General features: G+C 49.6%; 21 protein-coding genes. 8 read left to right on the top strand and 13 right to left on the bottom strand.

Annotation, left to right across the window (positions count from 1 at the left end; all coding sequences use genetic code 11):
* Positions 1-119: 119 nt before the first annotated feature.
* The 6 genes from cofH to ACKFKF_RS14555 form a co-directional block, all read right to left on the bottom strand.
* Positions 120-1,250, bottom strand: a complete 1,131-nt coding sequence (gene cofH, locus ACKFKF_RS14580; RefSeq protein ID WP_446868348.1) for a 7,8-didemethyl-8-hydroxy-5-deazariboflavin synthase subunit CofH — start codon at positions 1,248-1,250, stop codon at positions 120-122.
* 24 nt (positions 1,251-1,274) lie between these two features.
* Positions 1,275-2,039 carry a circadian clock KaiB family protein gene (locus tag ACKFKF_RS14575; protein WP_446868347.1) on the bottom strand — a complete coding sequence of 255 codons (765 nt, stop codon included), beginning with the start codon at positions 2,037-2,039 and terminating at the stop codon, positions 1,275-1,277.
* Between the two features lie 297 nt (positions 2,040-2,336).
* Positions 2,337-3,101 carry an ABC transporter permease gene (locus ACKFKF_RS14570; RefSeq protein ID WP_446868346.1) on the bottom strand — a complete coding sequence of 255 codons (765 nt, stop codon included), beginning with the start codon at positions 3,099-3,101 and terminating at the stop codon, positions 2,337-2,339.
* 21 nt (positions 3,102-3,122) lie between these two features.
* Positions 3,123-3,956 carry a carbohydrate ABC transporter permease gene (locus ACKFKF_RS14565; protein WP_446868345.1) on the bottom strand — a complete coding sequence of 278 codons (834 nt, stop codon included), beginning with the start codon at positions 3,954-3,956 and terminating at the stop codon, positions 3,123-3,125.
* A gap of 67 nt (positions 3,957-4,023) precedes the next feature.
* Complete coding sequence (locus tag ACKFKF_RS14560) at positions 4,024-4,824, bottom strand: class I SAM-dependent methyltransferase (RefSeq protein WP_446868344.1); 801 nt, start codon at positions 4,822-4,824, stop codon at positions 4,024-4,026.
* A 149-nt stretch (positions 4,825-4,973) separates the two neighbouring features.
* Positions 4,974-5,669 (bottom strand): TetR/AcrR family transcriptional regulator, encoded by a 696-nt coding sequence (locus ACKFKF_RS14555; RefSeq protein ID WP_446868343.1) that lies wholly within the window; start codon positions 5,667-5,669, stop codon positions 4,974-4,976.
* A gap of 131 nt (positions 5,670-5,800) precedes the next feature.
* Between ACKFKF_RS14555 and ACKFKF_RS14550 the strand changes: the two genes are divergently transcribed.
* The gene (locus ACKFKF_RS14550) at positions 5,801-6,034 is read left to right on the top strand and encodes a tautomerase family protein (RefSeq protein ID WP_446868342.1); all 234 of its coding nucleotides are present in this window, start codon (positions 5,801-5,803) and stop codon (positions 6,032-6,034) included.
* A gap of 215 nt (positions 6,035-6,249) precedes the next feature.
* On the opposite strand, the gene ACKFKF_RS14545 is transcribed toward ACKFKF_RS14550, so the two are convergent.
* Entirely contained in the window at positions 6,250-7,863 is a 1,614-nt protein-coding gene (locus ACKFKF_RS14545) for a 2-isopropylmalate synthase (RefSeq protein WP_446868341.1), read from the bottom strand.
* A gap of 345 nt (positions 7,864-8,208) precedes the next feature.
* On the opposite strand from ACKFKF_RS14545, the gene ACKFKF_RS14540 reads away from it, so the two are divergent.
* Positions 8,209-9,357 (top strand): Fic family protein, encoded by a 1,149-nt coding sequence (locus ACKFKF_RS14540; RefSeq protein WP_446868340.1) that lies wholly within the window; start codon positions 8,209-8,211, stop codon positions 9,355-9,357.
* A gap of 94 nt (positions 9,358-9,451) precedes the next feature.
* On the opposite strand, the gene ACKFKF_RS14535 is transcribed toward ACKFKF_RS14540, so the two are convergent.
* The gene (locus tag ACKFKF_RS14535) at positions 9,452-9,958 is read right to left on the bottom strand and encodes a LabA-like NYN domain-containing protein (RefSeq protein ID WP_446862596.1); all 507 of its coding nucleotides are present in this window, start codon (positions 9,956-9,958) and stop codon (positions 9,452-9,454) included.
* Between the two features lie 671 nt (positions 9,959-10,629).
* On the opposite strand from ACKFKF_RS14535, the gene ACKFKF_RS14530 reads away from it, so the two are divergent.
* A complete protein-coding gene (locus tag ACKFKF_RS14530) occupies positions 10,630-13,071 on the top strand; it encodes a CHASE2 domain-containing protein (RefSeq protein WP_446862595.1) in 2,442 nt (813 codons plus the stop codon).
* A 24-nt stretch (positions 13,072-13,095) separates the two neighbouring features.
* On the opposite strand, the gene tftA is transcribed toward ACKFKF_RS14530, so the two are convergent.
* Positions 13,096-14,466, bottom strand: coding sequence for a hormogonium tapered terminus morphoprotein TftA (gene tftA / locus ACKFKF_RS14525; protein ID WP_446868339.1), 1,371 nt, complete (start codon positions 14,464-14,466; stop codon positions 13,096-13,098).
* Between the two features lie 120 nt (positions 14,467-14,586).
* The gene (locus ACKFKF_RS14520) at positions 14,587-15,213 is read right to left on the bottom strand and encodes an HD domain-containing protein (protein ID WP_446868338.1); all 627 of its coding nucleotides are present in this window, start codon (positions 15,211-15,213) and stop codon (positions 14,587-14,589) included.
* 147 nt (positions 15,214-15,360) lie between these two features.
* Here ACKFKF_RS14520 and dnaG point away from each other — a divergent pair, with 147 nt between their 5' ends.
* On the top strand, positions 15,361-17,373 hold the full coding sequence (gene dnaG / locus ACKFKF_RS14515) for a DNA primase (RefSeq protein ID WP_446868337.1): 2,013 nt from the start codon (positions 15,361-15,363) through the stop codon (positions 17,371-17,373).
* A 248-nt stretch (positions 17,374-17,621) separates the two neighbouring features.
* On the opposite strand, the gene ACKFKF_RS14510 is transcribed toward dnaG, so the two are convergent.
* Positions 17,622-18,107 carry a pentapeptide repeat-containing protein gene (locus ACKFKF_RS14510; RefSeq protein WP_446868336.1) on the bottom strand — a complete coding sequence of 162 codons (486 nt, stop codon included), beginning with the start codon at positions 18,105-18,107 and terminating at the stop codon, positions 17,622-17,624.
* Between the two features lie 71 nt (positions 18,108-18,178).
* Between ACKFKF_RS14510 and ACKFKF_RS14505 the strand changes: the two genes are divergently transcribed.
* Positions 18,179-18,769: a YraN family protein gene (locus ACKFKF_RS14505; RefSeq protein ID WP_446868335.1), complete on the top strand. Its 591-nt coding sequence runs from the start codon at positions 18,179-18,181 to the stop codon at positions 18,767-18,769.
* On the opposite strand, the gene ACKFKF_RS14500 is transcribed toward ACKFKF_RS14505, so the two are convergent.
* The gene (locus ACKFKF_RS14500) at positions 18,766-19,155 is read right to left on the bottom strand and encodes a hypothetical protein (protein ID WP_446862589.1); all 390 of its coding nucleotides are present in this window, start codon (positions 19,153-19,155) and stop codon (positions 18,766-18,768) included. The two genes, ACKFKF_RS14505 and ACKFKF_RS14500, sit on opposite strands and share 4 nt — an antisense overlap.
* Before the next feature lie 192 nt (positions 19,156-19,347).
* Between ACKFKF_RS14500 and queA the strand changes: the two genes are divergently transcribed.
* Both queA and ACKFKF_RS14490 read left to right on the top strand, forming a co-directional pair.
* Complete coding sequence (queA, locus tag ACKFKF_RS14495) at positions 19,348-20,433, top strand: tRNA preQ1(34) S-adenosylmethionine ribosyltransferase-isomerase QueA (RefSeq protein ID WP_446868334.1); 1,086 nt, start codon at positions 19,348-19,350, stop codon at positions 20,431-20,433.
* Between the two features lie 434 nt (positions 20,434-20,867).
* A complete protein-coding gene (locus ACKFKF_RS14490; RefSeq protein WP_446862587.1) occupies positions 20,868-21,197 on the top strand; it encodes a hypothetical protein in 330 nt (109 codons plus the stop codon).
* Between the two features lie 222 nt (positions 21,198-21,419).
* Here the strand turns inward: ACKFKF_RS14490 and ACKFKF_RS14485 are convergent, their stop codons facing one another.
* Complete coding sequence (locus ACKFKF_RS14485) at positions 21,420-21,677, bottom strand: hypothetical protein (RefSeq protein ID WP_446868333.1); 258 nt, start codon at positions 21,675-21,677, stop codon at positions 21,420-21,422.
* On the opposite strand from ACKFKF_RS14485, the gene ACKFKF_RS14480 reads away from it, so the two are divergent.
* The gene (locus ACKFKF_RS14480; RefSeq protein ID WP_446868332.1) at positions 21,656-23,551 is read left to right on the top strand and encodes a PAS domain S-box protein; all 1,896 of its coding nucleotides are present in this window, start codon (positions 21,656-21,658) and stop codon (positions 23,549-23,551) included. The two genes, ACKFKF_RS14485 and ACKFKF_RS14480, sit on opposite strands and share 22 nt — an antisense overlap.
* Positions 23,552-23,700: the final 149 nt, after the last annotated feature.

Raw genomic sequence — 23,700 nt, 5'->3', positions numbered from 1 at the left:
AGCAATTATAACAAATCTGCCTAACCAATCTCATTCTGTAATGCTGAACTCAGACAAATAGCGCCTGTATGCACACCTCCGCTGAAGACTTGCGGCATAACAAAGCGCTGATCGGACTATCAGCCGATCGCCTGATAAAGCGTGTCCCGTTGTTGAGAAGGCCGATCGAGACTGGCGATCGCTTGCTTCAAATCTTCGACTTCCATACAGGTGCCGCCTTTTGCGCCTGCCATTGTGGTGATATGCTCCTCCATCAGAGTGCCGCCGATGTCATTGCAGCCCCATTTGAGCGCTTCGATCGCCCCTGGCAGTCCCAGTTTGACCCAGCTTGGCTGATGGTTGGGAATCCAGTGACCTAGAAAAATCCGGGCGACGGCCGTGAGTAACAGCGCATCTGAGAGAACGGGCTGATCGCGTCCGACTCGACGACGGAGCGGTTTGGGCGCTTCTTGACCGACAAAGGGCAGCAGAATGAATTCGGTAATGCCCGTGTAGCCGTGAGATTTGGCAGACTGTTGGAGCGATCGCAGTTGTTCAAAGTGTCGGATCTGCTGCTCTGGCGTTTCAATGTGTCCCGAAAGCATCGTGCTGGTAGTGGGCAACCCTTGCTGATGGGTGGTGCTGACGACTTCGAGCCAGGTTTCGCTATCGATCTTTTCGGGGCAAAGTACCTTTCTCACCTGATCGTCGAGAACTTCGGCCGCCGTTCCGGGCATCGAGCCAACGCCTGCATCTCGGAGCGCTGCGATCACTTCTGCATAAGTCAGCCCATCTTCTCTCGCGATAAACTGCACTTCTTGAGGCGAGAAGGCGTGGAGATGCAGCGTCGGAAATTCGCTTTTGATCGTCTCGATCAGTTTCAGATAATAAGGCAGCATAGTTTCGTTTAGCGTTGCCTGCGGATTTAAGCCGCCCTGCATACAGATTTCTGTCGCGCCTCGCCTCACGCCATCCGTTGCCTTTTCTAAAATCTGTGCCCAATCGAGCCAATATGCCCCTTCATCGCCGCTGTCTCGCCGAAACGCACAAAAACTGCAATGTTGCTCACAGATATTCGTGAAGTTGATATTCCGATTGACCACATAGGTCACGGTTTCGCCAGATTGCTGCTGTCTAAGTCGATCGGCCGTTTGACGAATTTGTTCGATCGCCCCCGTCTCTGTCTGCCTCAAGAGCGTCACTCCTTCCTCAACCGAGAGATCTGCCCCCGCCAACGCCCGCTCCAAAATCCCTTCAACCAAGTCCTTCATCCCTCATCCCTCATCCTTCATCCCTCATCTCTCTCCCGGCGCTCCCAACATGCGGAGAACGCGATCGACATCATCCAAATCGCCCACAATCCGCCGCACCGGCCGAGGATAGACCTTCACCAAAGTGGGTGTAGCCGAAACCTGATCCGCTTCGGCCTGTTCGGGGTGTCTGAAGATGTCGATTACCTTCAGTGTATAAGGAGAGCCGAGGGATTCTTCAAGCAATTGGTGCAGGCTTTGGAGAATTCGCTGCGTCGCGGGACTGTAGCCCGACACAAACAAGCGTAAAACATAGCCCTGAGTATAAGGCGGTGGAAACAACCCAGACGAGTGAGGACTTTGGTCAACCTGAGTCGAGGGGTGCCCTTCGAGCCGGACAACCAGATCGTGACTTTCCCAAAGTTGAGGAAACTGATGGCGATAAGTAGCGAGTAAAGCTGGCTCACACAGTCCTTCGGGGAGGGGAGCGGTTTGCCAATTGACCTGCTCGGCTTCAAAGACAGCGTTCAACAGCGCTCGATAGCGAAAGACAGCGGGATAGGCTTCGGCAAAGGTTCTCACCTGCTGAGATTTGGAGTCAAACCAGCGATCGAGGGTCGCGGTGTAACAAGGAACCAGAAAGTGAGGCGGTTCTGATAGTTCCAAAATTTCTTGAAGTGCTGCACACAGGTTCAGGTGCCATCGTCCTTGTTTGCCGGGGTCAATGCAGTACACCAAATCTCCACCGGGCGTAAACAGAGCGATGCCTTTAAAGATTGAGGGAATCGAACGCCTGAGATGAGGATTCAAGGGCGAATTAGAACAGTAAGTGAATTTATTGTCGTATACAAAGAGAGTCTAATCCATTCCTCTTGAGAAAGGGATTGTCTGAGTTGCGATCCGTGAGTTTGACAAAGTTAGTCGCTTTGGTGTTTTGCGCTTCTGCCCGCCAAGCTGCCAATTCTGGGAAACTTCCAGATAAGACTTTTGGTGTGAAGTCCTCTATCTACAGAGAATTTAGAGACAATACGAGTCTGTAAACGAGGGGGAAAATTTATCGGATTGACGTTCAATCAGGCCTTTGTTTTACGCTGTCTGAGAATGGCATCACCACAAAACCAACTGCGCCGCCTGATTAAAAAATTGCCGACATAGCCCTTGAGTAATCAAAACCGTAGTTAATAGGGTTGAGAACGCCAACATGAATAGAATCAAAACCTGATAAGCCGTCGCTTGAATCGGGTCTGAGCCTCCCAATAGCTGTCCAGAAATGAGATCAGGAACCGTTGCGAGGCCGACGCTCGCCATCGAATTCAGAGTCGGCAACACGCCCGATCGAATCGCCTCTCGACGATAGTGAGAAACTGCTTGCTGAGGAGTCGCTCCCAAACTTAAGTGAGTCTCAATTTCTAGCTTGCTGGAATTTAAGGTATTGACGAGTCGTTCTCCCGCGATCGCCGCTCCATTCATCGCATTGCCCAAAATAATCCCAGTTAGCGGAATAATCACCTGGGGCGCATACCAGACTTCGGGCTGCACAATCAAAAAGTTGGCGTATCCCACTGTCAGAGCCACACTCACCAACAGCGACCCCCCGATTAACGGCACCAACTGCGGAATCTTTGGGCTGATCCGATTGCGAGTGACGATCGTGACCACTACACCCATCGCCAGCAAAAACACCAAAACAGCCCAGGGACTATTGAGCGCAAACACGACCGCGATCAAGTAGCCGACCACGACGAGTTGAGCGATCGTGCGACCTGTTGCCACAATCAAGTTGCCTTCGAGTCCGAGTTTTTGCCACATAGAAAGGGCGATCGCCGCCACGATCAGACCGATCGCCAGCAAGAGTTGAATGGGTGAGTTCATAGAGTCTCGATGAGAACGTGATTAGCCTTTTACGCCGCTGCCTGATTCGGTGGGGACGATGTAGTGTTGGGCGACGAGAAAGAATAGAAGAATGGGGGCGATCGAGATCACCGACCCGGCTGCAATTAGTCGCCAATCGAGGGTGAAGGTTCCTGCCAGGTTAGCAACGCCCAACGGCAGGGTGTAAAGTTCGGGACGATCCAGCACGATCAACGGCCACAAAAAGTCGCTCCAGGAACCGATAAAGACAAAGATTGCCAGCGTTACCAAAGCCGGACGAATTGAAGGAATCATCACATGCCACCATATCCCCAACTCGGTGCAGCCATCCATTCGAGCCGCTTCTTCAAGTTCTTTGGGCACCCCCTGAAAGGCCTGTCTAAGCAGAAAGATGCCAAATGCTGAAGCGATCGCTGGAAAGATCACGCCCAGATACGTATTTCTCAACCCTAACTGTACTGCCAATACATATAGGGGAATCATCACAATTTGGAATGGAATCAAAATCGTAGAAACAATCAAACTAAAGATAACTTCTCGACCTCGAAACGTTAATCTCGCCAACGGATAAGCAGCCAGCGAACAGAACAGCAAATTTAACACCACCGTCAACACAGAGACGAACGTACTGTTAAACAAATATTGCCCAAACGGATTACTCTGCCAAACCGTCACAAAATTCTCAAACGTTGGCTGACTGGGAATCAACTGAGGCGGAAACTGAAAGATATTCTCACTCGGAGACTTGAGCGACGTACTGACCAGCCAGATCAGGGGAATGAGCATCACCAGCGCGATCGCCCCCAACACCGCATAAAGGGAGAGCGATCGCCAAAATTGAGAAGTTCGACGCATAGCGGCAGCAAATCAGGGGTGGATTGATTTTACCGATATTTTGTGTGTGACTTCCCTGATCCGTGGCTTATTTGGTGGCGACGACGGCCAGATTCCAGGCAAACCGTTTGACCAGGGGCAGCTTTTTGAGCGATCGATCGAGCTTTTCTAATCTCAGATAGGTTTTCTCCAGGCGCTTTTGTTCGACGATGATTTTTTTCCAGTAGCGCTCCTCATTGGGATTGACTTTCTCGATCAGATAGAACTGCAAGAAAATCCACAGCGTCGCGATCCAAAAAGTGTCATAGTTGGTTTGAGAGTAGAGCGATCGAATGTAGTTGACCAGATCGATATCCAGGGGCGTTTCGTCCTCGGTTCTGACTTTGGTGGCGATGCGTCGATAGACGTTGATTACGGGATTGTGCTTGAGCGGGTCCCAAAAACAGGCTTTGCCCCCTGGCTTGAGAACGCGGTGCATTTCTTTGAGAGTCAGACGCGGATCGGGAATGTGGTGCAGCAGATTGGAGGCGTAAATAATATCAAACGTGTTGTCAGGAAAGTCGATCGCCATTGCATTAATCGTTCGTCCCTCGACCTTGACGTGATTAGCTTCAGCCAGCTTTAAGGCAACCTCCACCATCCCAGGAGAATAGTCAGTTGCCACACAGTTTGCGCCCAGTTTTGCAAAGTAGACGCTGTTTTCACCCGCGCCACAGCCCAAATCGAGTAAATATTTGCCGCGCACATCGCCAAGCTGTCGGAGAATAAAGCGATTTTCGGGAGCCGTACAAGCCTCAAAGTAATCAGCGACTCGAATGCCATCTACCTCGATCGTGCTGGCCCACTGGTCATGAAAGTCCTGCTCTTTGCGTAAAACATCGTCTTGCATAAGCTTTAAAAAAATAAAGGGCAGACAGTTGAATATCCACCCCACAAAATATCATTGATATCATCAAGCCTGTGATGTTTCGCAAGGAAGGGCTACCAGATTTTTCCCCATGACGAATGACCTATAACCTCAGTTGCATCCGGGCAAAATCATGGCATCTTACGCACCGATCGCTTTTTCTTCGGCTCCGCACTCACCCTGAGTCGAGCTAATACATTTTCCACTCCTCTGTGTGCCTGGGTCAGATGAATCGGGTCGTTCATCATAACAAAAAGAAAATTCCCAGCCAAAAGCATGGACTCGATTTCAAAAACCGCCTGATCAACGTCCGTGTTGGGATCTATCTCTCCCAAGTCCTGCGCCTCAAGAATGCACTGCCTCAATAAGGCTAGCCAATTGCCCAATACCTCAACGACGCGATCGCGCGCCACACCAGGACGGGTGCCAAGTTCCGCAGCAACTGAGGCAAAAAAACATCCACCCGGAAAAACCCTGCGTTCGAGATGGGAAAGAAACGAACTCGCTAATGTCTTGAGCCGCTCAGTTCCGGCTTGCGCCTTCTTTGCAGGCTGAAGCACGTCACGCTCAAAAATCCTGGCTGCCGTTTCGATCGTCGCCAACTCCAATTCTTCCTTGGATTTGAAGTGCGCGTAGAGTCCACTTTTGCTCATCCCAATTTCGGTAGCCAGGTCTCCAAGTGATAAGCCAGTCAGTCCCTTCGTGGTTGTCAGCCTGGCCGCCGTGAGCAGAATAGTGGCGCGACTGGACTGCCCCTTCGATCGAGTAGGTTGATTGCCTTCTGAACTGCCTTCTGAACTGATAGTGGATAACGAATTAACGCTCATAACATAAAGTAACATTCGTACATTGACAATAGCACGAACGGTCGTCATAATCGAGACAAGTAAAAGAACGAACGGTCGTTTTTATATACTGCTCTTTACAACAGTTTAAACTTACAGATTGGAGAAAAGCTATGCCTTTAGTGAATGTGAAACTGCTCGAAGGCGTTTTTACGTCAGCGCAAAAACAGGACATGATCCGCAAATTGACTGACACGATGGTGTCGATCGAAGGTGAGAACCTGCGCCCCGTGACGTGGGTAGTAATCGAAGAGGTGAAGAGCGGCGACTGGGGAGTGGGCGGCAATCCCCTCACCACTCATGATGTGCAGGCACTTGCAGCGGGCAAGCCCAAAGTCAACACCTAACCCTGCACCGCAGCGAACCCGACCATCGCGCTGCAATTGCAAGCGTGACCTCTTGGGGGTCGGGTCGCTGAGATCAAGGAGGTTTCCGCTAAAGAATTCACCTATCCTGAAACGCTCTCTAAATCCCCAAATTTTGGGGGCAAGAGGATTCAGCTTCGACAGATAGATTCCTATTCGGATTCAGCAACGCCAGTTTTTCTTGGAAATCTCCTAAGTTAGACTCGTCCCTGAGCAGAGACCGCTTCTGGTTCACTTTCGACCTGTTGTAGAGCGGCATAAAGGCGGTTTAGCGCGTTCACGTAAGCCTGAGCAGAGGCAACGATAATGTCTGTGTTTCCAGCGTGACCTGAGAAAATGCGATCGCCATACTTAATCCGAATTGTCACCTCTCCGATCGCATCAATGCCTGCTGTGACAGACTGCACCGAAAATTCAATCAACTGATTGGGCACATTGATCACCCGATTGATCGCTTTATAAACGGCATCCACGGGCCCGGTTCCCGTAGCAGCATCGATCAGTTCTTCGCCTTCAGGCGTTCGCAGACTCACCGTTGCCGTCGGAAAGGCGCGATCGCCACAAGACACCTGCACCATTTCCAATTTGAACAGTTCGGGAACTTGTTGAACTTCGTCGTTGGCGATCGATTCCAGATCCCAATCGGTGACTTCTTTTTTCTTGTCGGCCAGTTCTTTAAAGCGCAAAAAGGCTTTATTTAACTCGTTGTCAGACAAATCAAAGCCCAATTCCTTAAGCCGAGTGCGGAAAGCGTTGCGCCCAGAGTGCTTGCCCAAGATAATCTGATTGCTCGTCAAGCCGATCGACTGAGCATCCATAATCTCGTAGGTTTGCTTGTTTTTGAGCATTCCATCCTGATGAATGCCCGACTCGTGCGCGAAGGCGTTGGCACCGACGATCGCTTTGTTGGGCTGCACCAGCATTCCAGTCAGATTGGACACCAGCCGCGACGTTTTGTAGATCTCCTGGGTGTTGATGTTGGTCAGAGGCGCTTCGGACTCAACCGGACGGCCCAAAAACGGATTGAAGTATTGACGACGAACATGCAGCGCCATCACCAATTCTTCGAGAGCAGCGTTTCCGGCTCGTTCGCCAATACCGTTGATCGTGCATTCCAACTGTCTCGCGCCGTTTTTGACCGCTTCTAAGAAACAGGCCACTGCTAACCCCAAATCGTTGTGACCGTGAACGGAAATGATCGCCTGATCGACATTGGGAACGTTTTCACGAATGCCGCGAATCATGTCGCCAAACTCACTCGGAGTCATGTAGCCAACCGTATCGGGAATGTTGATTGTTTTGGCCCCAACGGCGATCGCCCGCTCCAACACTTGATAGAGAAACTGAGGATCAGATCGCGCTGCATCCATCGGTGAAAACTCAACATCATCGACAAAAGATTTGGCATAAGCGACCATTTCTTCGGCGATTTCTAGCACTTGCGATCGAGACTTTTTCAACTGATATTCCAGATGAATGTCTGAGGTGGAAATAAAGGTGTGAATTCGCGGATGGGCGGCGGGTTTGAGCGCTTCGGCAGCCGCTTTGATGTCAGCGGGAATTGCGCGTGCCAAACTGCAAATGATCGGCCCGTCCTCAGTCCCGACGGTTTGGGCGATCCGTTCGACGGCTTCAAAATCTCCAGGGCTGGCATAGGCAAACCCCGCTTCGATCACGTCCACTCCAAGTCGCGCCAGTTGCCGAGCGATCGCCAGCTTTTCATCCACATTGAGCGTTGCGCCAGGGCACTGTTCACCGTCGCGCAAAGTGGTATCGAAAATGATGATCCGGTCTGGAGATGGAACGTTCATAGATCGAATAAGTTTGGTAGTAAGAATTTTGTGGCAGTTGCGCCATTCCACCTATTCTAGTACCCACCTTTTGACATTAAACCGTCAGCTTTGGAATTGTTGAAGAGGAGACAGATGCGATTATCTCAATGATTCTCTCTGAGTAAACGTTCAGACTGAACCCGATATCCCCGAACGATTGGCTTTGACGCAATATCAGGGTGCCTTTCAAGACCTTGGACGCAGCGTAAAAATTCTTTTATGGCTTCTCACAGATCAACTCGTTAACGGGGCTTATTAACGAAAAGAGGTCGATCTTGATAATATAGTGTTGCAAACAATTCAGTATTAGCGGAACCGATAACAATGGTCAGAGGGATTAGAGCGGGTCAATATGTGGAACAGATGAGAGGATACAAGGCTTTCATCCCTAACCCACTACCGCCCATTCCTGAAGTCACTATGGATCAGGAAATGTGGAACCTCTTGTCCCAGGCAGATCGTGCGTTGGGGCGGTTAGACGGAGCAACCGATGCACTTCCTAATCCAGATCTGTTTGTGTTTATGTACGTTCGTAAAGAAGCCGTTCTATCGAGTCAAATTGAAGGCACCCAAGCCTCTTTGATAGATGTCCTGGAGTTTGAATCTCAAGCTTTAGAACCAGATAATCCTCAAGAAGTGGCTGAGGTTGTCAACTATATTGCTGCAATCAACTATGGTCTTGAACGACTCAAGAGTTTGCCTGTATCGTTGCGACTGATTCGAGAAATTCACAAAGAGTTGATGCAAGGGGTCAGAGGGGACGAACGCGAACCAGGAGAGTTTCGTCGCACCCAAAATTGGATTGGTGCAGGAGGATGTGCATTAGAGAAGGCGACTTATATTCCTCCTCCACCGTATGAAATGCTTCAATCTCTGGATAATCTGGAGAAGTTTTTGCATAGCCCACAACCGATGCCTACCTTAATTAAAGTGGGTCTGGCTCATGCTCAATTTGAAACAATTCACCCTTTTTTGGACGGTAATGGAAGAACAGGGCGATTACTTATCACGTTTCTATTGTGTGAACAAAACACATTACAACGACCGCTCCTCTACATTTCTCACTATTTCAAGAAATATCGGGCCGAATACTACGATCGCCTTCAGGCTGTCAGGGATAGCGGCAACTGGGAAGGCTGGCTAAAATTTTTTTTGCGTGGGGTTTACGAAGTAGCCCAGGAAGCCGCTGCAACCGCCCGCAAAATAGTCAACCTGAAAGAAGAACATCGCCAATTGGTACTCAGCGTAATGGGGCGACGATCCGGTAATGCGATCGCGCTACTTGAGAGCCTTTATTTCAAGCCCATTTTTACTGTTGAACATGCTGAGTTAATCACGGGGCTGTCCTATCCCAATGCCAACACTTTGATCAAGGATCTTAGCGAGATTGGTCTTCTAAAAGAAATCACTGGACAAAAGCGTAATCGAGCTTTTTCTTACGCCCCATATCTTGCTGTTTTCCAAGATGTTTAGCAATAGTCGCAAACCAAATCTACTTAGGTTGGACTCGAACGATCGGGCGCTTATTCACAACGCCTGACACCTCAGCATCAGGGGAAGGTTGCTTTCAGTAATCGGCTTTCTCAATGTGCCCCCGAATGTCATTTAAATCGATGTAGCGGTCAGTAGCATTGCGTAATTCTCTGGCAATCATTCCCTCTGTAGAAACGACTGTAATGTGCGTACTTTTGCATCGAAGAAACTCGATCGCTCGCTCAAAATCGCCATCTCCACTAAACAAAATTACGCGATCGTACTGGTCAACGGTGTTAAACATATCGACAACAATTTCAATATCTAAATTCGCTTTTTGGGAGTAGCGACCCGATGTATCGTCATAATATTCTTTGAGAATTTTGGTACGAACGGTGTAGCCCAAACTGATTAATGCGTCCCGAAATCCGCGTTGATCTTGGGGATCTTTTAGCCCGGTGTACCAAAAAGCGTTGACTAACTCAACATCTGGTTCGCTAATAAAATGCTCTAGGACTCGCTTGGGATCAAAGAACCAGCCATTTTTTTGTTGAGCGTAGAACATATTGTTGCCGTCTACAAATATAGAGAGACGATTCATTGAATAATGCATAGAAAGTTTAGACCTAAAAATTGTAGAAAAATTGGAATAATTAATTCTAGCAATGTAAAACCAGTCAATCGCTGAAAATCACGTCGCTGAGATTAATCCTTTGACAACTGTTGATAAACCTTGACCTAAAGTTGTTCCATAAGTCGAGACAACTTTCATGCAACACTTAATTCTTAGAAGTGATTATCAGATATCTCTCTGAAGATAGAGGTTATGTAGTAGAAAACTACTCTAAGTAGGATTTTTATCCACTTAAAACAACAACTTTTTGGTAACTCTCCTAATATCTAGAACGACATTTGATCTCGTCAATTTGAGGAATCTGTATAAAGTGAACTCTGAGCGATCGATGAGATTCCTCATCAATAAGACAGATTTATGACACCTCTAATTATTACAAAAGTTTACAACAATCGAATGAGATGTGCTGCAAGATCGATCGCAAAGCTGCCTTAAGGAACAGGCTCACTCTCGCTCCACAATCGATAAGAACTGGTTATCATCCCCTGGGTAGGGATCGCTGGGTTTGAGTAGAGTAAAATATCGCTTTTTGGCATAAAGAGTACTATCTTATGGAAGGGGAATGGTGGCTGTAGAAAGCCTTCTCCGTAATGGGTGCAGACCGATCGAACAGACCTAAACGCCTTCTGAGACAGACTATGGCCAGAGATCCGTCCACCCCGCCCCCCAATCCGTCCTTTCGTCCCCACGATTCATCGCCGCCGACCGAGGCCTTACCTGACACCCAGAGTTCCCCGGTTAATGAAAATTCTCCCGCCGCCCGGACTACTCGCCCCTCTCCTAGTCAGCCAACCCGACCCGAACAGGCGCGATCGTTCCTCTCTATTAAGCACGTTGGACATCTGCTGACAGGCGTTTGGGCAATTGTGGCGGCCACCGTTACAGCGGCCAATCTACCCTCGGTGCAGTCTCTCGAACGAGAAGCCCAAAGCTTGTTAGTACGAGTGCGCGGGACGGTTGCGCCTCCGAGTGAAGTGATCATTCTGGCGATCGACGAAGAATCCCTTTTACAGTTGTCTAACTGGCCACTCAGACGGGCGGTTTATGCTCAGACGATCGATAAAGTGATGAAAGCGGGGGCCAAAGCGGTCGGTGTCGATGTGATCTGGGATTTGCCCAGCAGCTATGGATCGACCGATCAGACGCAGTTAGGCTGTGTACCCGGTGAGCAGCGAGACATTTCAGAGGATGATCGCCAGCTACAAACCGTTCTCAAACGCTATGACGGACGGATCTCTCTCGCTGCCAAATTTAACAATGAAAATGTGCGTCAGGGAGAACAAGCCAACGTTTCGCTACCCTACTGCCCATTTCGGACGGAGCGAGCCGCGATCGGCACCACTAATTTCTTAGTTGAACTCAATGGTCGAATGCATCGCCTGGGCAATCAGTTTTTGGCAACGCTCCCGACTGAGGAAGCGGAGATTGTTCGAGATGCCAAACTGTCGTCTTTTGCGGATGCAACGTTACAGGCGGCCAAGATTAGCTACGAGCCACCTCAAGGCGAAAATATCTTCTTTTATGGAGGGGCTAAAACCTTTGAAACAATCTCTTTCTGGAATGTCTTGTCTCCCGAAAACTGGGAGAGTGAGTATCTAAAAAAAGGGCAAATTTTCAAAGACAAAATTGTGCTGATTGGCCCGACTACAACGCAGCTAAACGACATTCACAATACGCCCTTTTCTGATATGTCGGGGGTCGAAATTCACGCCAACGCGATCGCCACCCTACTCGAAAATCGATCTATTCGGCAAGCGTTTCCTGATCCTGTGGCCGCAGGTGGGATGGTTTTGGTGATAGTTTTGGGCGCTGCGTTTGTACAAACTCGGACACGCCATCCGATCGCTCGACTGTTGGCTGCGGGAGCGATCGCATTTAGCTGGGGCAGTCTGTCTTATGTGGCGTTTACAAACAGTCTGGTGATCTTGCCGACGGCGATTCCGATGGGGGCGATCGTGCTGGTAGGGATGTCTTATTTGGGAATGGGTGTGGCAACCGATCGGCTCAACAGTCAACGGACTCGCCAAGCTTTGATGCGGCGTTCTCGGTCACCGATGATTCAAGAAATTATCGAAGAGCAGGATGATCTCAAAGATTTGCTGCGAGAACGGGAACTAGAAATCGCCAACAAGACGCTAAAAAATCGCTACAAAATCGACAAAGTTTTGGCATCAGGGGGATTTGGTGAAACCTATATTGCCAAAGATTTGCAGCGCCCTCAAGACCCCGAATGCGTCGTCAAGCATCTGCACCCTGTGAGCAATCACCCCAGCCATCTCAGGCTAGCCAGTCGAATGTTTGCGCGGGAGGCAGAAATTTTAGAACGGCTGGGCAAAAAACACGATCAGATTCCTCGCCTGCTGGCTTATTTTGAAGAAGATCAAGAGTTTTATCTAGTCCAAGAATTCATTGCTGGAAGCCCCTTGAGTGAAGAGTTTTTCTTAGGGAGACAGTTACCCGAAGCCAGAGTCGTCCATGTGCTCAAAGAAATTTTGCAGATCTTGCACTTTGTCCACGAAGAGAACGTCATTCATCGAGATGTCAAGCCCAGCAATATTATTAAGCGATCGGACGGCAAGCTAGTCTTAATCGATTTTGGCGCGGTCAAAGATCAATACAACAAGCTGGCCAGCGAAGAGACCCAAACCAATCTCACCGTCGGCATCGGCACTCAAGGCTACATGGCCCCCGAACAGGGCGCAGGCAAACCCCAACCCAATAGTGATGTCTATGCAGTCGGCATGATGGGCATTCAAGCGCTGACGGGCCTGCCCCCCAGCCAGCTTAAAGAAGACCCTGACACTAAAGAAATTACCTGGCAGGACAAGGCTCAAGTCAGTAGCGGATTGGCTAATATTCTGTCAAAAATGGTGCGCTACGACTTTCGCGATCGCTATCAATCTGCTCTCGAAGCCATTCAAGACTTAAAGAAACTCTCCAACGCCTCGACCTTTGGAGGAACGATCGAACTTCCGCCCAGTGTCACTGAAGACGATGTGAGTACGATGACTCGACCCTGGCCCGAAACCTTTGGCTCTGAGGAGTTGCCCCGTACAGAACCCCCGCCCAAGGAGGAATGATTGCGCTTCTGATAAGATTTCTGCTTACAAAATTTGAGCAAACTCGTACAGTCGTCTCAAGATCGCCGTAATTTTGGCACCATACTGCAAATCGGCGGCCCAGCGTCCACTGAGAGACTCGACCAAAGGAGCCACGCCACGAGTCACAAAGCCAAATCGAGGATTGACGCTTTCCTGAGTGAGCGGCTCTGTGCTGGCGTAGGCCTTGAGCAGTTGGATGTGCGCTCTCACCCCAATCCGGGCACTAGGAAACGAAGCCCCTGCGGCCGTACCGCCGACATCTCCGAGTCCCGCAAAGTTGTTTTGAGCTGGTTTGATCTCGCCGCCAAACCGCAAAAAGTTGGTTTCCAGACACATCTGCGAGAAAGCAATGTCGTAGTTGACTCCTTCAATGGTGCCTTCTTCGCGGTAGAGTTTGGCAATGTCAGGAAACTGAGTCACGGCCGCTTCATGGTTGCTTTTGAGAAACATGGTGAGTTGCACATCCGTCGTGCTGCCGGGCCCCATAATGCGATCGAGTGACCCTCCACAAATTTTGAGAATCGATCGCAAAAACACCGTTCGTGTCTGAGTATCCCAGTTGACCGAAATATTGAACTCGCGCAGTTCGATCGCTTTGACAAACACAATATTACGAACGTTAACCCGCCGCACTTGAGGCGCTTTGGAGAGGTCTACGCCGAGTCGGTCTACGAGGTCGATCGGAATAAAAGCGTTGCCGTTGATCAAAACGCCCTGTTCTCCGTAGCTTTGCCCATTGATGTTGATGGTGATTGGGGGAGAAACTGCAGGAGTGGGAGTCGGGGTCGGGGTTGGCGTTGGCGGCAGTCCGGATACGGTGCGGCTCCAGGCGATCAGACCGTCTGCAATTCCGGCGGCGAGGTTTTGACGTTGATTTTGGAGAATGAAGCGATCGTCAGGATTGGTCAAAAATCCGACTTCCATCAACAGAGACGGAGGCACCAGTTGCCGACAAAAGGCCAGACTTCCCAGACCACTGGCGGTATCGGGTTGACTGCCTCGACTGGGAAGTTGAGGAACGCGCCGCAGCAGAGCCATCAACACCAGATCGGCGTGACTTTTGCGCTGGGCATTGTTGGCGATATAGAAGACCGTCGCTCCGCGTACTGCGGGATTTGAGAAGGCATTGGCGCGAATTTCGAGGGCCACGTCTCCAGGTCGATCGCGAGAATTGATCCAGGTGAGCGTGCCACTAGAACTGAGGTCATCTGGTACAGCCAGCACTTCGGCACCGCGCGATCGCAAGGCAGCGACGACCAGATCACGAGTCAAGATCATTTCCCTGGCTTCGGTGGTTCCGGCGACGATCGCTCCAGGTTCGTTAACGCCGTTGATCCGTTCGCCATGTCCGGCTGAAATAAAAATTCGTCCCATCTGCGCGGTTCCCCTCGATCTCATTCGCTGCCCAAGTTTAGAAGTTTAAAACTAAAAGTCTCAGGCTTCTCACCTTTTTAACGTTTAATCCTGGGTTTGAACATTTAATTCAGATTGCTTTTAAGTGATCGGTGAACTTTGGGCGGGAGTTTCTGATGCTAGATATCCTTTTTCGACCGCATCTTGAATCAATTCGTCAACAAACTGGGCGAGAATCGGGGCACCCTTGGCGATCGGCGCAATCCTTTTTCTCACTTTCTCGATGGTCACGCCTGCTTTTTTCCAGGTGCCGCCTTGAGTGTAGTAGTTGTGTAACACGGGCTGAATGCGATCAAGGGCTGCCGCAAACTGGGCATCTGAGGTTTGTTTGGCTTCAAATTCTTCCCAGAGCGATCGTAGTTCTGTGGTTTGGTCGAATGGGAGAAGACCAAAGATTCTGTCAGCGGCCTGACGTTCTCGATCTGCCTGCGTTTCTGTGCCTTGTTCGTCATAACAAAACGTGTCGCCCGCATCGATTTCCACCAGATCGTGAATCAGCACCATTTTGAGAACGCGCACCAGATCGACTGTTTGAGCGGCATATTCAGAGAGCACGATCGCCATCATCGCCAGGTGCCAGGAATGTTCGGCATCATTTTCTCGTCTCGACTTGTCAATTAAACTGGTCTGCCGCAAAACATGTTTAAGCTTGTCGATTTCAACAATGAACCGAAGCTGATCGTGGAGTCGCGTATGATTGTTGACCATCTTGTGAAATTAAGTGATTGAAACTCTAAAAACCCCTTACCTTTATGGCAGACTATCAGCACGATTCGATATAAAGTACACATGTACTAAATTCATTCCTCCTCTGTCCTCCGTCCTCCGTCCTCCGTCCTCCTCCCTCCTCCCTCCATGAACGTTCCTCGCCTCCACCCCGATACGATCGAGCAAGTCAAACAACGCGCCGACATTGTGGATATTGTTTCCGAACAAGTTGTCCTCAAAAAGCAGGGTAAGGATTTTGTCGGTTTGTGCCCGTTTCATGATGACAAGTCGCCCAGTTTTAGCGTCAGTCCGAGTAAGCAGTTTTACTATTGCTTTAGCTGTGGAGCGGGGGGCAACGCGATTAAGTTTCTCATGGAGTTGGGCAAGCGGCCGTTTAGTGAAGTGGTGTTTGATCTGGCAAAACGCTATCAGGTGCCCGTCCAGACGCTCGAACCCGAACAACGACAAGAACTTCAGCGTCAGTTGTCAGTCAGAGAGCAGCTTTATGAGATTTTGGCGCTGACGACTCGGTTTTATGAACATGCGCTGCATCAAATCCACGGCAAGGAGGCGATCGCTTATCTCAAGGTCGATCGTCAACTCAGTGTAGAAACGATTCAGCAGTTTCAACTCGGCTTTGCTCCGGCAGGCTGGGAAACGCTGTATGGCTATCTGGTTGAGCAAAAACACTATCCGGTGGCGCTGGTTGAGCAGGCGGGTTTGATTGTGCCGCGCAAAACGGGAGATGGCTACTACGATCGCTTTCGCAACCGTTTGATGATTCCGATTCACGATTTGCAGGGGCGGGTGATCGGATTTGGCGGCCGGACTTTGACCGACGAACAGCCCAAATATCTCAACTCACCGGAGACAGAACTGTTTGACAAAGGCAAAACGCTGTATGGGTTGGATAAAGCCCGCGCGACGATCGCCAAAAAAGATCAGGCTGTTGTCGTTGAGGGATATTTTGATGTGATCGCCCTTCATGCTGCTGGAATCACAAACTCAGTTGCTTCTCTGGGAACGGCTCTCAGTGTTGCTCAAGTGAACTTACTACTGCGCTACACCGAATCAAAACAGATCTTGCTTAACTTTGATGCTGACTCGGCGGGTGTCAAGGCTGCTGCAAGAGTGATTAAAGAGGTCGAAGACTTAGCATACAGTGGAGTAATCCAGTTACGAGTTCTAAATCTGCCGCTCGGCAAAGACTCTGATGAATTTCTTCAGAACCACTCTCCTGCTGAGTACGAGGCTCTTGTAGATTCCTCAGTACATTTTGGACAGTCACCTTTCTTGCAGATGAGTCAGGAGAGATTTGCTGCTCTTTCTCCAGAGGAGTGTAAAGCCTGTCTGAACCAAGCTCCTTTGTGGATTAACTGGCAAATTCAACAAATCCTAGAGGGTCGAGATCTAAAGCAAGCAGATCAATTTCAGCAATCGATAGTTGAAATTGTGGCGTTACTAGGAAATCTGCCAAATCCTAGCATCAGGACTCACTACATTCATCACTGTGCTGAATTGCTGAGTCAGGGCAATACCCGGCTGTTGCGTCAACTCGAAGAAAATTTGCGGATGCAAGTCAAAGGACAGCGCTGGCACGGTCGATCTCAAAAATGGCAAACTCCCGGCGATCGCTCTCTCTTAGCCGAGTCAGAAACTCAACTGCTGCGCCTTTATTTACATTCACCAGACCACCGATCGGCGATCCAAACCGCTTTAGATGCTCAAGATCTCGAATTCAGTTTGTCTCACCATCGCTTTTTGTGGCGGCAAATTGTAGAGCTAGAAAACTTCGCTGAAGCCGATCCGACCGCCGATTTATTGTCTCGATTGCGCGATCGCTGCACTGACTTTCCCCGCGAAATGGCTCAGGTTTACTCGCTTTTTGAGCTTGACGAAAAAACCAAAAGTGACATTCTCAGAGCGCCCTTAGTGATCCGATCGGCCGCCGCCGCAATGGAACGAGTCATGTGTGAAAAACGCCGCCGTCACTTTCTCGACCTGTGGAAAAACACAGACTGCGTAGCCACTTCAGAGCTTGGTCAATACTATCAGCAAAAAATCCACGCTGAAGATCAGCGAATTCGAGAACTCGATCGCCAGCGCAACGTCAATTTTGGAGATTTGGTGCAGGCTCCGATCGCTGGAGACGTAAATTAAAAGTCTTGAGGAAGACTGTCTGCGAGGAGTCCAGAACTGATTCCAGAACTGATTAATTTGATGGAGTTTTTTCGCTTCGTTGTTCAGAACTTTTGCCCCCCAACCACCCATTCTGGGGGACTTTAAGACAAGAGTTCTAATTCAAAGTCCCTCACTCGTGGGGGATTTGGGGGGCTGCTGAGATTTGTCATCGAAGCGAAGAATGTATTGAGTTCACGCTGGAAATCGTACAGAATTTTGGCTCAAACCTAATCACAATAAAGGGTTTCTCTCGTCTTGCGGCCGGTTTCTGGGTTGGTGCCTTTTGCCATTTTACAGAGCAGTTTTTGAGCATCGGCCCGCAAATCTACATCCGTGAAATCAGCACCGTCGATCGTCGCTCCGTCAAACTTGGCATTAAAGGCAAACGCCCCTTCTAGCACCGCATTGGTCAGATTTGCATCAATTAATCGCGCCGTGTCCAGCGTGCTGCTTCTCAAGTTGGCACCCTCTAAATTTGCGCTTTCTAAATTGGCTGCAAAAAAACTCACGCCTCTCAGGTCAGCATGGCTCAGATTAATGCTCTTGAGATTGGACTTCGTGAAACTAGAATCGGTCAACACCCGCCCCGAAAAATCTTCACCCACCAAAAACTGCTTATCGTAATCGAGCGCCATCGCAGGAGAAGCGATCGCCAGCCACAAACTCAAAACTGAGGCGATCGCCCAAAAATTTCTGAACCAGCGAACGGGCATTGATAGAAGGTTGAACTTTAAAAGATTGAACTTTCTGCAACTCATGGCGTTAATTTTTCAGTCCTTGCAGGATGGAGCGAATCGTTGGGGCACTTTGGATTTGCGCGACTTTTCTCAGAACGATCGCCCTCCAATTCCCCATCCTGATACTATCTGAATTTGTGAACCCTCCTGACCCCTCTCATCAGTCTAAAAGTGAGACTTCTCGCCTCGGTAATCTTGGAGAAGATCTGGTTGTCGATTGGCTAACCGCTCAAAATTGGATCGTGCTGCATCAACGCTGGCACTGTCCTTTAGGCGAATTGGATATCGTCGCTCAGTTTGGGGAAACGATCGCCTTCGTCGAAGTCAAAACCCGCAGTAAAGGCAACTGGGACAACGACGGACTGTTGGCAATCACGCCCACCAAGCAAGCCAAACTCTGGAAAACGGCCCAGCTATTTTTGACTGAGCATGCCGATCTCGCGTCTTTGCCCTGTCGGTTTGATGTGGCGATCGTTCGGTGTCGTCCTGCTTTGAGCCAACCCAAAAAAAAAGCACAGTCTTTGACTGGCTCTTTCCCAAGGCTGGAAGACCGAACGCCTGAAGACCGATTGATTCAGACCCCACGCTATCAGCTAACCTTACACGCTTACATTCAAAACGCTTTTAGCCTGGATTAAGCTAGTGTCTCTGGACAGTAGCCCAACCCCTGGACAAATTGTTTACGAAATTCTTCGATCTCGCTGCGATCGGGGCTACCGTGTGACACCACCGCCACTTGATAACGCTGCATGACATCGATCGGAGACTGTCCTGTTTCTAACCCCCAAAGCGCCATTTGCACTCGGATACCGGGTTGGTAAGGAATGCCCAATTCATTCATAAAAGCCCGAAAATCGCCATCCTGCTGCGCGTTGAGCGGTTGGGTCATTTTGACTTTGACTACCCAGCCGTCAATCTGGTGAATGACAGTCATAAACCCAACAGGCAGATGGTTCATCGTGTGCAGTTGCTCAACGATCCGCAGGGTTAGACTGGCATTCGCAAGGTAGTAGAGGTATTCCATAGAGATTTCTGTGCCCTAGCAAATGCTACTTCTTCATCATCACGGGATCAGCACCAAACGAGTAGGGCAGAAACCCCCGATATACCAGAGGGGATCTCCCCAATCTAGCGGGATCAGGGCTGTTGTTGACCCGTTTTAGAGAGGGGATGGCGTGATTTAATGAGAAGACGACGCTAAAGGACGATCGCCCCCGTGGATGTTGACCAGCTACTCTCCGCTTACGATTACGACCTGCCAGAGGAGCGGATTGCCCAAAATCCTGTAGCCCCCAGGGATTATTCTCGGCTGCTGGTAGTGGACAGTGGCACCTATAGTCACCATATTTTTCACGAGTTGCCTGATCTATTACAGTCGGGTGATCTGCTGGTTCTCAACAATACGCAGGTGATTCCTGCCAGACTTTATGGGCAAAAAACTAGCGGCATTGAGGTGGAGGTGCTTCTCGTTGAGGAAACCGCTAGAAATCAGTGGTTAGCGCTGGTCAAGCCCGGTAGACGACTCAAACCTGGCAGCAAGATTTTGTTTCGACCGCAGTCAAATGAGTGTGAAATCAGCCTGAGCGCGATCGTGCTTTCTAGTGATGAGGCGACGCGGGGGAGAATTCTGGAGTTTGAGGTTTCAGACGGGCGATCTCTTGGAGATACCCGCAAGGGGTCGTTGTTAGAAGTGTTAGATCAGTTTGGTCAGGTGCCTTTGCCGCCCTACATTACAAAGTCAGCATCTCAGCCAGAACAATATCAGACGGTGTATGCCGATCGTCCCGGTGCGGTGGCGGCTCCGACGGCAGGCTTACATTTCACGCCCAGTTTGCTCGATCGACTTCAAGAAAAAGGCATTGATCGGGCGTTTGTGACGCTTCACGTAGGCGTGGGTACGTTTCGACCTGTCGAGGCGGAGGATATTACCCAACATCAGATGCATGGTGAATGGATTGAGATTCCGGTAGAAACGGTTGAGAAGATTCGGCACACCCAGGCTAACGGGGGACGCATTATTGCAGTGGGGACAACGGCGGTACGATCTCTCGAAGGAGCCTCCCAAAGCGAACTGCAACCCTACTGTGGCAAAACCAATTTATTCATCTATCCAGGCTATCAATGGCGCGTGGTTGATGGATTGATCACCAATTTTCACCTGCCCAAATCGAGTCTGTTGATGCTGGTGAGTGCGCTGATCGGACGAGAACGATTGTTGAATTTGTATGAGGTGGCGATCGAACAGCAGTACCGTTTCTACTCGTTTGGAGATGCCATGCTGATTTTGCCTCGACGGGTTTGAGGTAATTGATCGGGGGTTTTTCCATCTTTAGTCGGCCGACATCAGACACTTCTCTGTGCTAGATTTTCTCTTTCACAGCGAATCGAACGACCATTGAGGGGCAAAACTCCTGAATTAACGAAGCGAAAACACTTTATCGAAATCACGTTTAACCGATCGCCAACCGTTTCATCGAAGGTGTGCTTTTTGGGTCTGTTTCCTGTATCTTATTAGCGTCAGTTCGATGAGAGTAACTCGCTTCGTTTCAATCGGCTTCAGCCCCCTAAATCCCCCAAAATTGGGGGACTTTGACAAAGAAAAAGTTCCAGAGTTCAAAGAAATTATGCTGATTCAAAGTCCCTCAGAATGGGGGATTTAGGGGGCAAATCTCTCAGCAACGAAGCGAAAAAGTTCATCGAACTGACGTTGATTAGGGCAAATCGAGGATCGACACCGTGCGAAGACGACAACCGATTTCAAAAGGATTCTCTGTAGGGTTGCAAATCTGGCTGCTGTTTTTGATCAGTCTTTTTTGGCTGGGATATTCTGCTGAGATGAGTATCGTCCTGGGGGCGATCGGAGGCATGGCCAGTGGCTTGATCGTCGATTGGTGGCTGAGTAAAGAGGAAAACACCGAGACGGCTAGAAAGCCGGAAGTCGATGATGATGGGCTGTCTGATCAAACCAAAGCTAGACAAAAACGCAGCCGTTATATGGGGCTAAAACAGCGATCGCAGAAACGCAAACAATCTCCTGGCTGGAGGGTTTTTGGTAAAAAATCTTAGAAATGGGAATTAAGTAACGTGAATTCGATGGAGTTTTCTCACTTCGTTATTCAGCACTTCTGCCCCCCAACCCCCCAATTTTGGGGGACTTTGAGACAATATTTCTCGTTCAAAGTCCCTCACTTGTGGGGGATTTAGGGGGCTGAAGCCGATTGAAACGAAGCGAGTCACTCTCATCGAACTGACGTTAAGTAATACCAAATCTTGTTGGTTTGATTAGACTTACAAGCCTTGAAAACAGGCAAGGCGATCGTCTACGTAAATCCAAAATCTTTCTTGAGACGATACAAGCTCTATCTTTGGGTAGATCGGTAACCTTACGGTCTGCATCGCATGATAGAAGACAGTGTGTTCTGTGCGATCGCGCCATCGCCTCGGAATCTTGTTCTTCTCTAAGAGCAAAATAGATGCTGCTTGAGAGTCGTTTTTAGAATCCTGTTTGGAATGGAGTAACGATCGTGACGGTCGAAAATTGGACATTAGTAGAAAAGGCTCTACAAGAGCAGGCCGTAGAGTTTGAAGCTACATTTGACCTGGCTGCCATTGGGATCGCCCATGTAGGACTGGATGGCCAATGGCTGCGAGTCAATCAAAAACTTTGTGAGATCGTTGGCTATTCTCGCCAAGAACTGCTGCAAAAAACCTTTCAAGAGATTACTTACGCCGCAGATCTAGAAATTGACTTAGCCTACTTTCATCAAATGCTGGCGGGGACGATCAAAACCTATGCGATCGAGAAGCGCTACATTCACAAAAACGGATCGCTGGTTTGGATTCACCTCACGGTTTCGCTGGTTCGCGATGCCGATGACACTCCCAAGTACTTTATCTCGGTGGTCGAAGATATCACGAGTCGCAAACAGTCCGAAGACGATCGCGATCGCTTCTTTACCCTGTCGCTGGATATGCTCTGTATCGCTGGAGTGGATGGCTACTTTAAGCGAATCAATCCTGCTTTTGAGAAAATTTTGGGCTACAGCGAAGCCGAATTGCTCAACACTCCTTTTATCGAACTGGTGCATCCTGACGACCAAGCTTCCACGCTGGCAGAAATACAAAAGCTCTCAACGGGGACCAACACGCTGCATTTTGAGAATCGCTACCGTTGTCACGATGGCAGCTATAAATGGATCGATTGGATGACGGCTCCCGTTCCCAAAGAAGGCAAGCTGTATACGGTCGCTCACGATATCACCAGCCGCAAACAGATCGAAGAAGCCCTTCGCCAAGGAGAAGAACGCTATCGGGCGATCGTCAACACCGTTACGTCTGTTTTGTGGACGACTGATGCAGAAGGGCGCTTTGCCGAGCGGCAATTAGGCTGGGAGGAGTACACCGGGCAATCTTGGGAAGCGCATCAAGGTTGGGGTTGGGCGCAAATGGTTCATCCTGACGATCGGGAAACCCTGAAAGCTCGTTGGGAACAGTCGCTAAACAATCACTCCTTTTATGAAACGGCGGGTCGTCTCTGGTGCGCGGCCACTCAAAACTATCGCTACTTTGAAGCTCGCGCCGTTCCCTTATTTGACTCAGATGGCAAGGTGCGCGAATGGGTGGGGACGATTACCGATGTCCACGATCGCAAACAAGCCGAACTCGAAATCCGTCAGCTAAACGAAAGTTTGGAATCGCGAGTCCATCAGCGCACCGCCCAACTCGAAGCCGCCAATAAAGAGTTAGAATCCTTTTCGTACTCGGTGTCACACGACCTGCGGGCCCCGCTGCGCCACATTGGTGGGTTTGTCGAACTGCTGCAAAAAAACCTCAAATCAACCTGTCTTGACCCGACGAGTGAACGATACTTAACCACGATCGCCCACACCACCAAACAAGCAGGCACTTTGATCGACGATCTTTTGTCTTTTTCGCGGATGGGGCGATCGGAGATGCGCTTTATCTCCTTTGAGATGATGGAGCTGTTGCAAGAAGTCAAGCGCGAATTAGAGGTCGAAATTCAGGGACGATCGATTACCTGGAAGATTGACCCATTGCCCTCGGTGCAGGCTGACCCCTCTATGCTGCGGCTCGTCTGGCGAAACCTTCTAGAAAACGCCGTGAAGTATAGCCGTCTGACCCCCAAAGTCGAAATTGAAGTTGGTAGCCTTGACCAGAAAACAGAAATTGTGTTTTTTGTGCGGGATAATGGCATCGGCTTCGATATGCGCTATGTTCACAAACTGTTTGGCATCTTTCAGCGACTCCATACTCAGTCTCAATTTGAAGGCACTGGGATTGGTTTAGCAAACGTCCAGCGCATCATTCACCGTCATGGTGGGCGAGTCTGGGCAGAGGGAGAAACCGATCGGGGTGCGACGTTCTACTTTTCGTTGCCAAAAGAGGCAGGTAGAGTCTGATATCAATTCCCTAAATTAGGCAACAGGCAAAGCATGGAGACGAGAGACGCTAGACCGGAGACCTGAATCTCAAAGGCTAAAGTTCAGTGTCCAATGTTTAAAGTCCAAAATCCAAAGTTGTTTACCCGGTTGCGATTAATCAAGCGGAC

Source organism: Phormidesmis sp. 146-12, assembly GCF_052939495.1.
Note: the sequence above shows the minus strand (reverse complement) of the source record. Positions and strands in the feature narration are given on the sequence as shown.

Bases quoted from the DNA above. Each gene is read 5' to 3' on its own strand.
- cofH (WP_446868348.1), bottom strand. From the start codon at position 1,250: ATGAAGGACTTGGTTGAAGGGATTTTGGAGCGGGCGTTGGCGGGGGCA.
- ACKFKF_RS14570 (WP_446868346.1), bottom strand. From the start codon at position 3,101: ATGAACTCACCCATTCAACTCTTGCTGGCGATCGGTCTGATCGTGGCG.
- ACKFKF_RS14565 (WP_446868345.1), bottom strand. From the start codon at position 3,956: ATGCGTCGAACTTCTCAATTTTGGCGATCGCTCTCCCTTTATGCGGTG.
- ACKFKF_RS14560 (WP_446868344.1), bottom strand. From the start codon at position 4,824: ATGCAAGACGATGTTTTACGCAAAGAGCAGGACTTTCATGACCAGTGG.
- ACKFKF_RS14555 (WP_446868343.1), bottom strand. From the start codon at position 5,669: ATGAGCGTTAATTCGTTATCCACTATCAGTTCAGAAGGCAGTTCAGAA.
- ACKFKF_RS14550 (WP_446868342.1), top strand. From the start codon at position 5,801: ATGCCTTTAGTGAATGTGAAACTGCTCGAAGGCGTTTTTACGTCAGCG.
- ACKFKF_RS14545 (WP_446868341.1), bottom strand. From the start codon at position 7,863: ATGAACGTTCCATCTCCAGACCGGATCATCATTTTCGATACCACTTTG.
- ACKFKF_RS14540 (WP_446868340.1), top strand. From the start codon at position 8,209: ATGGTCAGAGGGATTAGAGCGGGTCAATATGTGGAACAGATGAGAGGA.
- ACKFKF_RS14535 (WP_446862596.1), bottom strand. From the start codon at position 9,958: ATGAATCGTCTCTCTATATTTGTAGACGGCAACAATATGTTCTACGCT.
- ACKFKF_RS14530 (WP_446862595.1), top strand. From the start codon at position 10,630: ATGGCCAGAGATCCGTCCACCCCGCCCCCCAATCCGTCCTTTCGTCCC.
- tftA (WP_446868339.1), bottom strand. From the start codon at position 14,466: ATGGGACGAATTTTTATTTCAGCCGGACATGGCGAACGGATCAACGGC.
- ACKFKF_RS14520 (WP_446868338.1), bottom strand. From the start codon at position 15,213: ATGGTCAACAATCATACGCGACTCCACGATCAGCTTCGGTTCATTGTT.
- dnaG (WP_446868337.1), top strand. From the start codon at position 15,361: ATGAACGTTCCTCGCCTCCACCCCGATACGATCGAGCAAGTCAAACAA.
- ACKFKF_RS14510 (WP_446868336.1), bottom strand. From the start codon at position 18,107: ATGCCCGTTCGCTGGTTCAGAAATTTTTGGGCGATCGCCTCAGTTTTG.
- ACKFKF_RS14505 (WP_446868335.1), top strand. From the start codon at position 18,179: ATGGAGCGAATCGTTGGGGCACTTTGGATTTGCGCGACTTTTCTCAGA.
- ACKFKF_RS14500 (WP_446862589.1), bottom strand. From the start codon at position 19,155: ATGGAATACCTCTACTACCTTGCGAATGCCAGTCTAACCCTGCGGATC.
- ACKFKF_RS14485 (WP_446868333.1), bottom strand. From the start codon at position 21,677: ATGTCCAATTTTCGACCGTCACGATCGTTACTCCATTCCAAACAGGAT.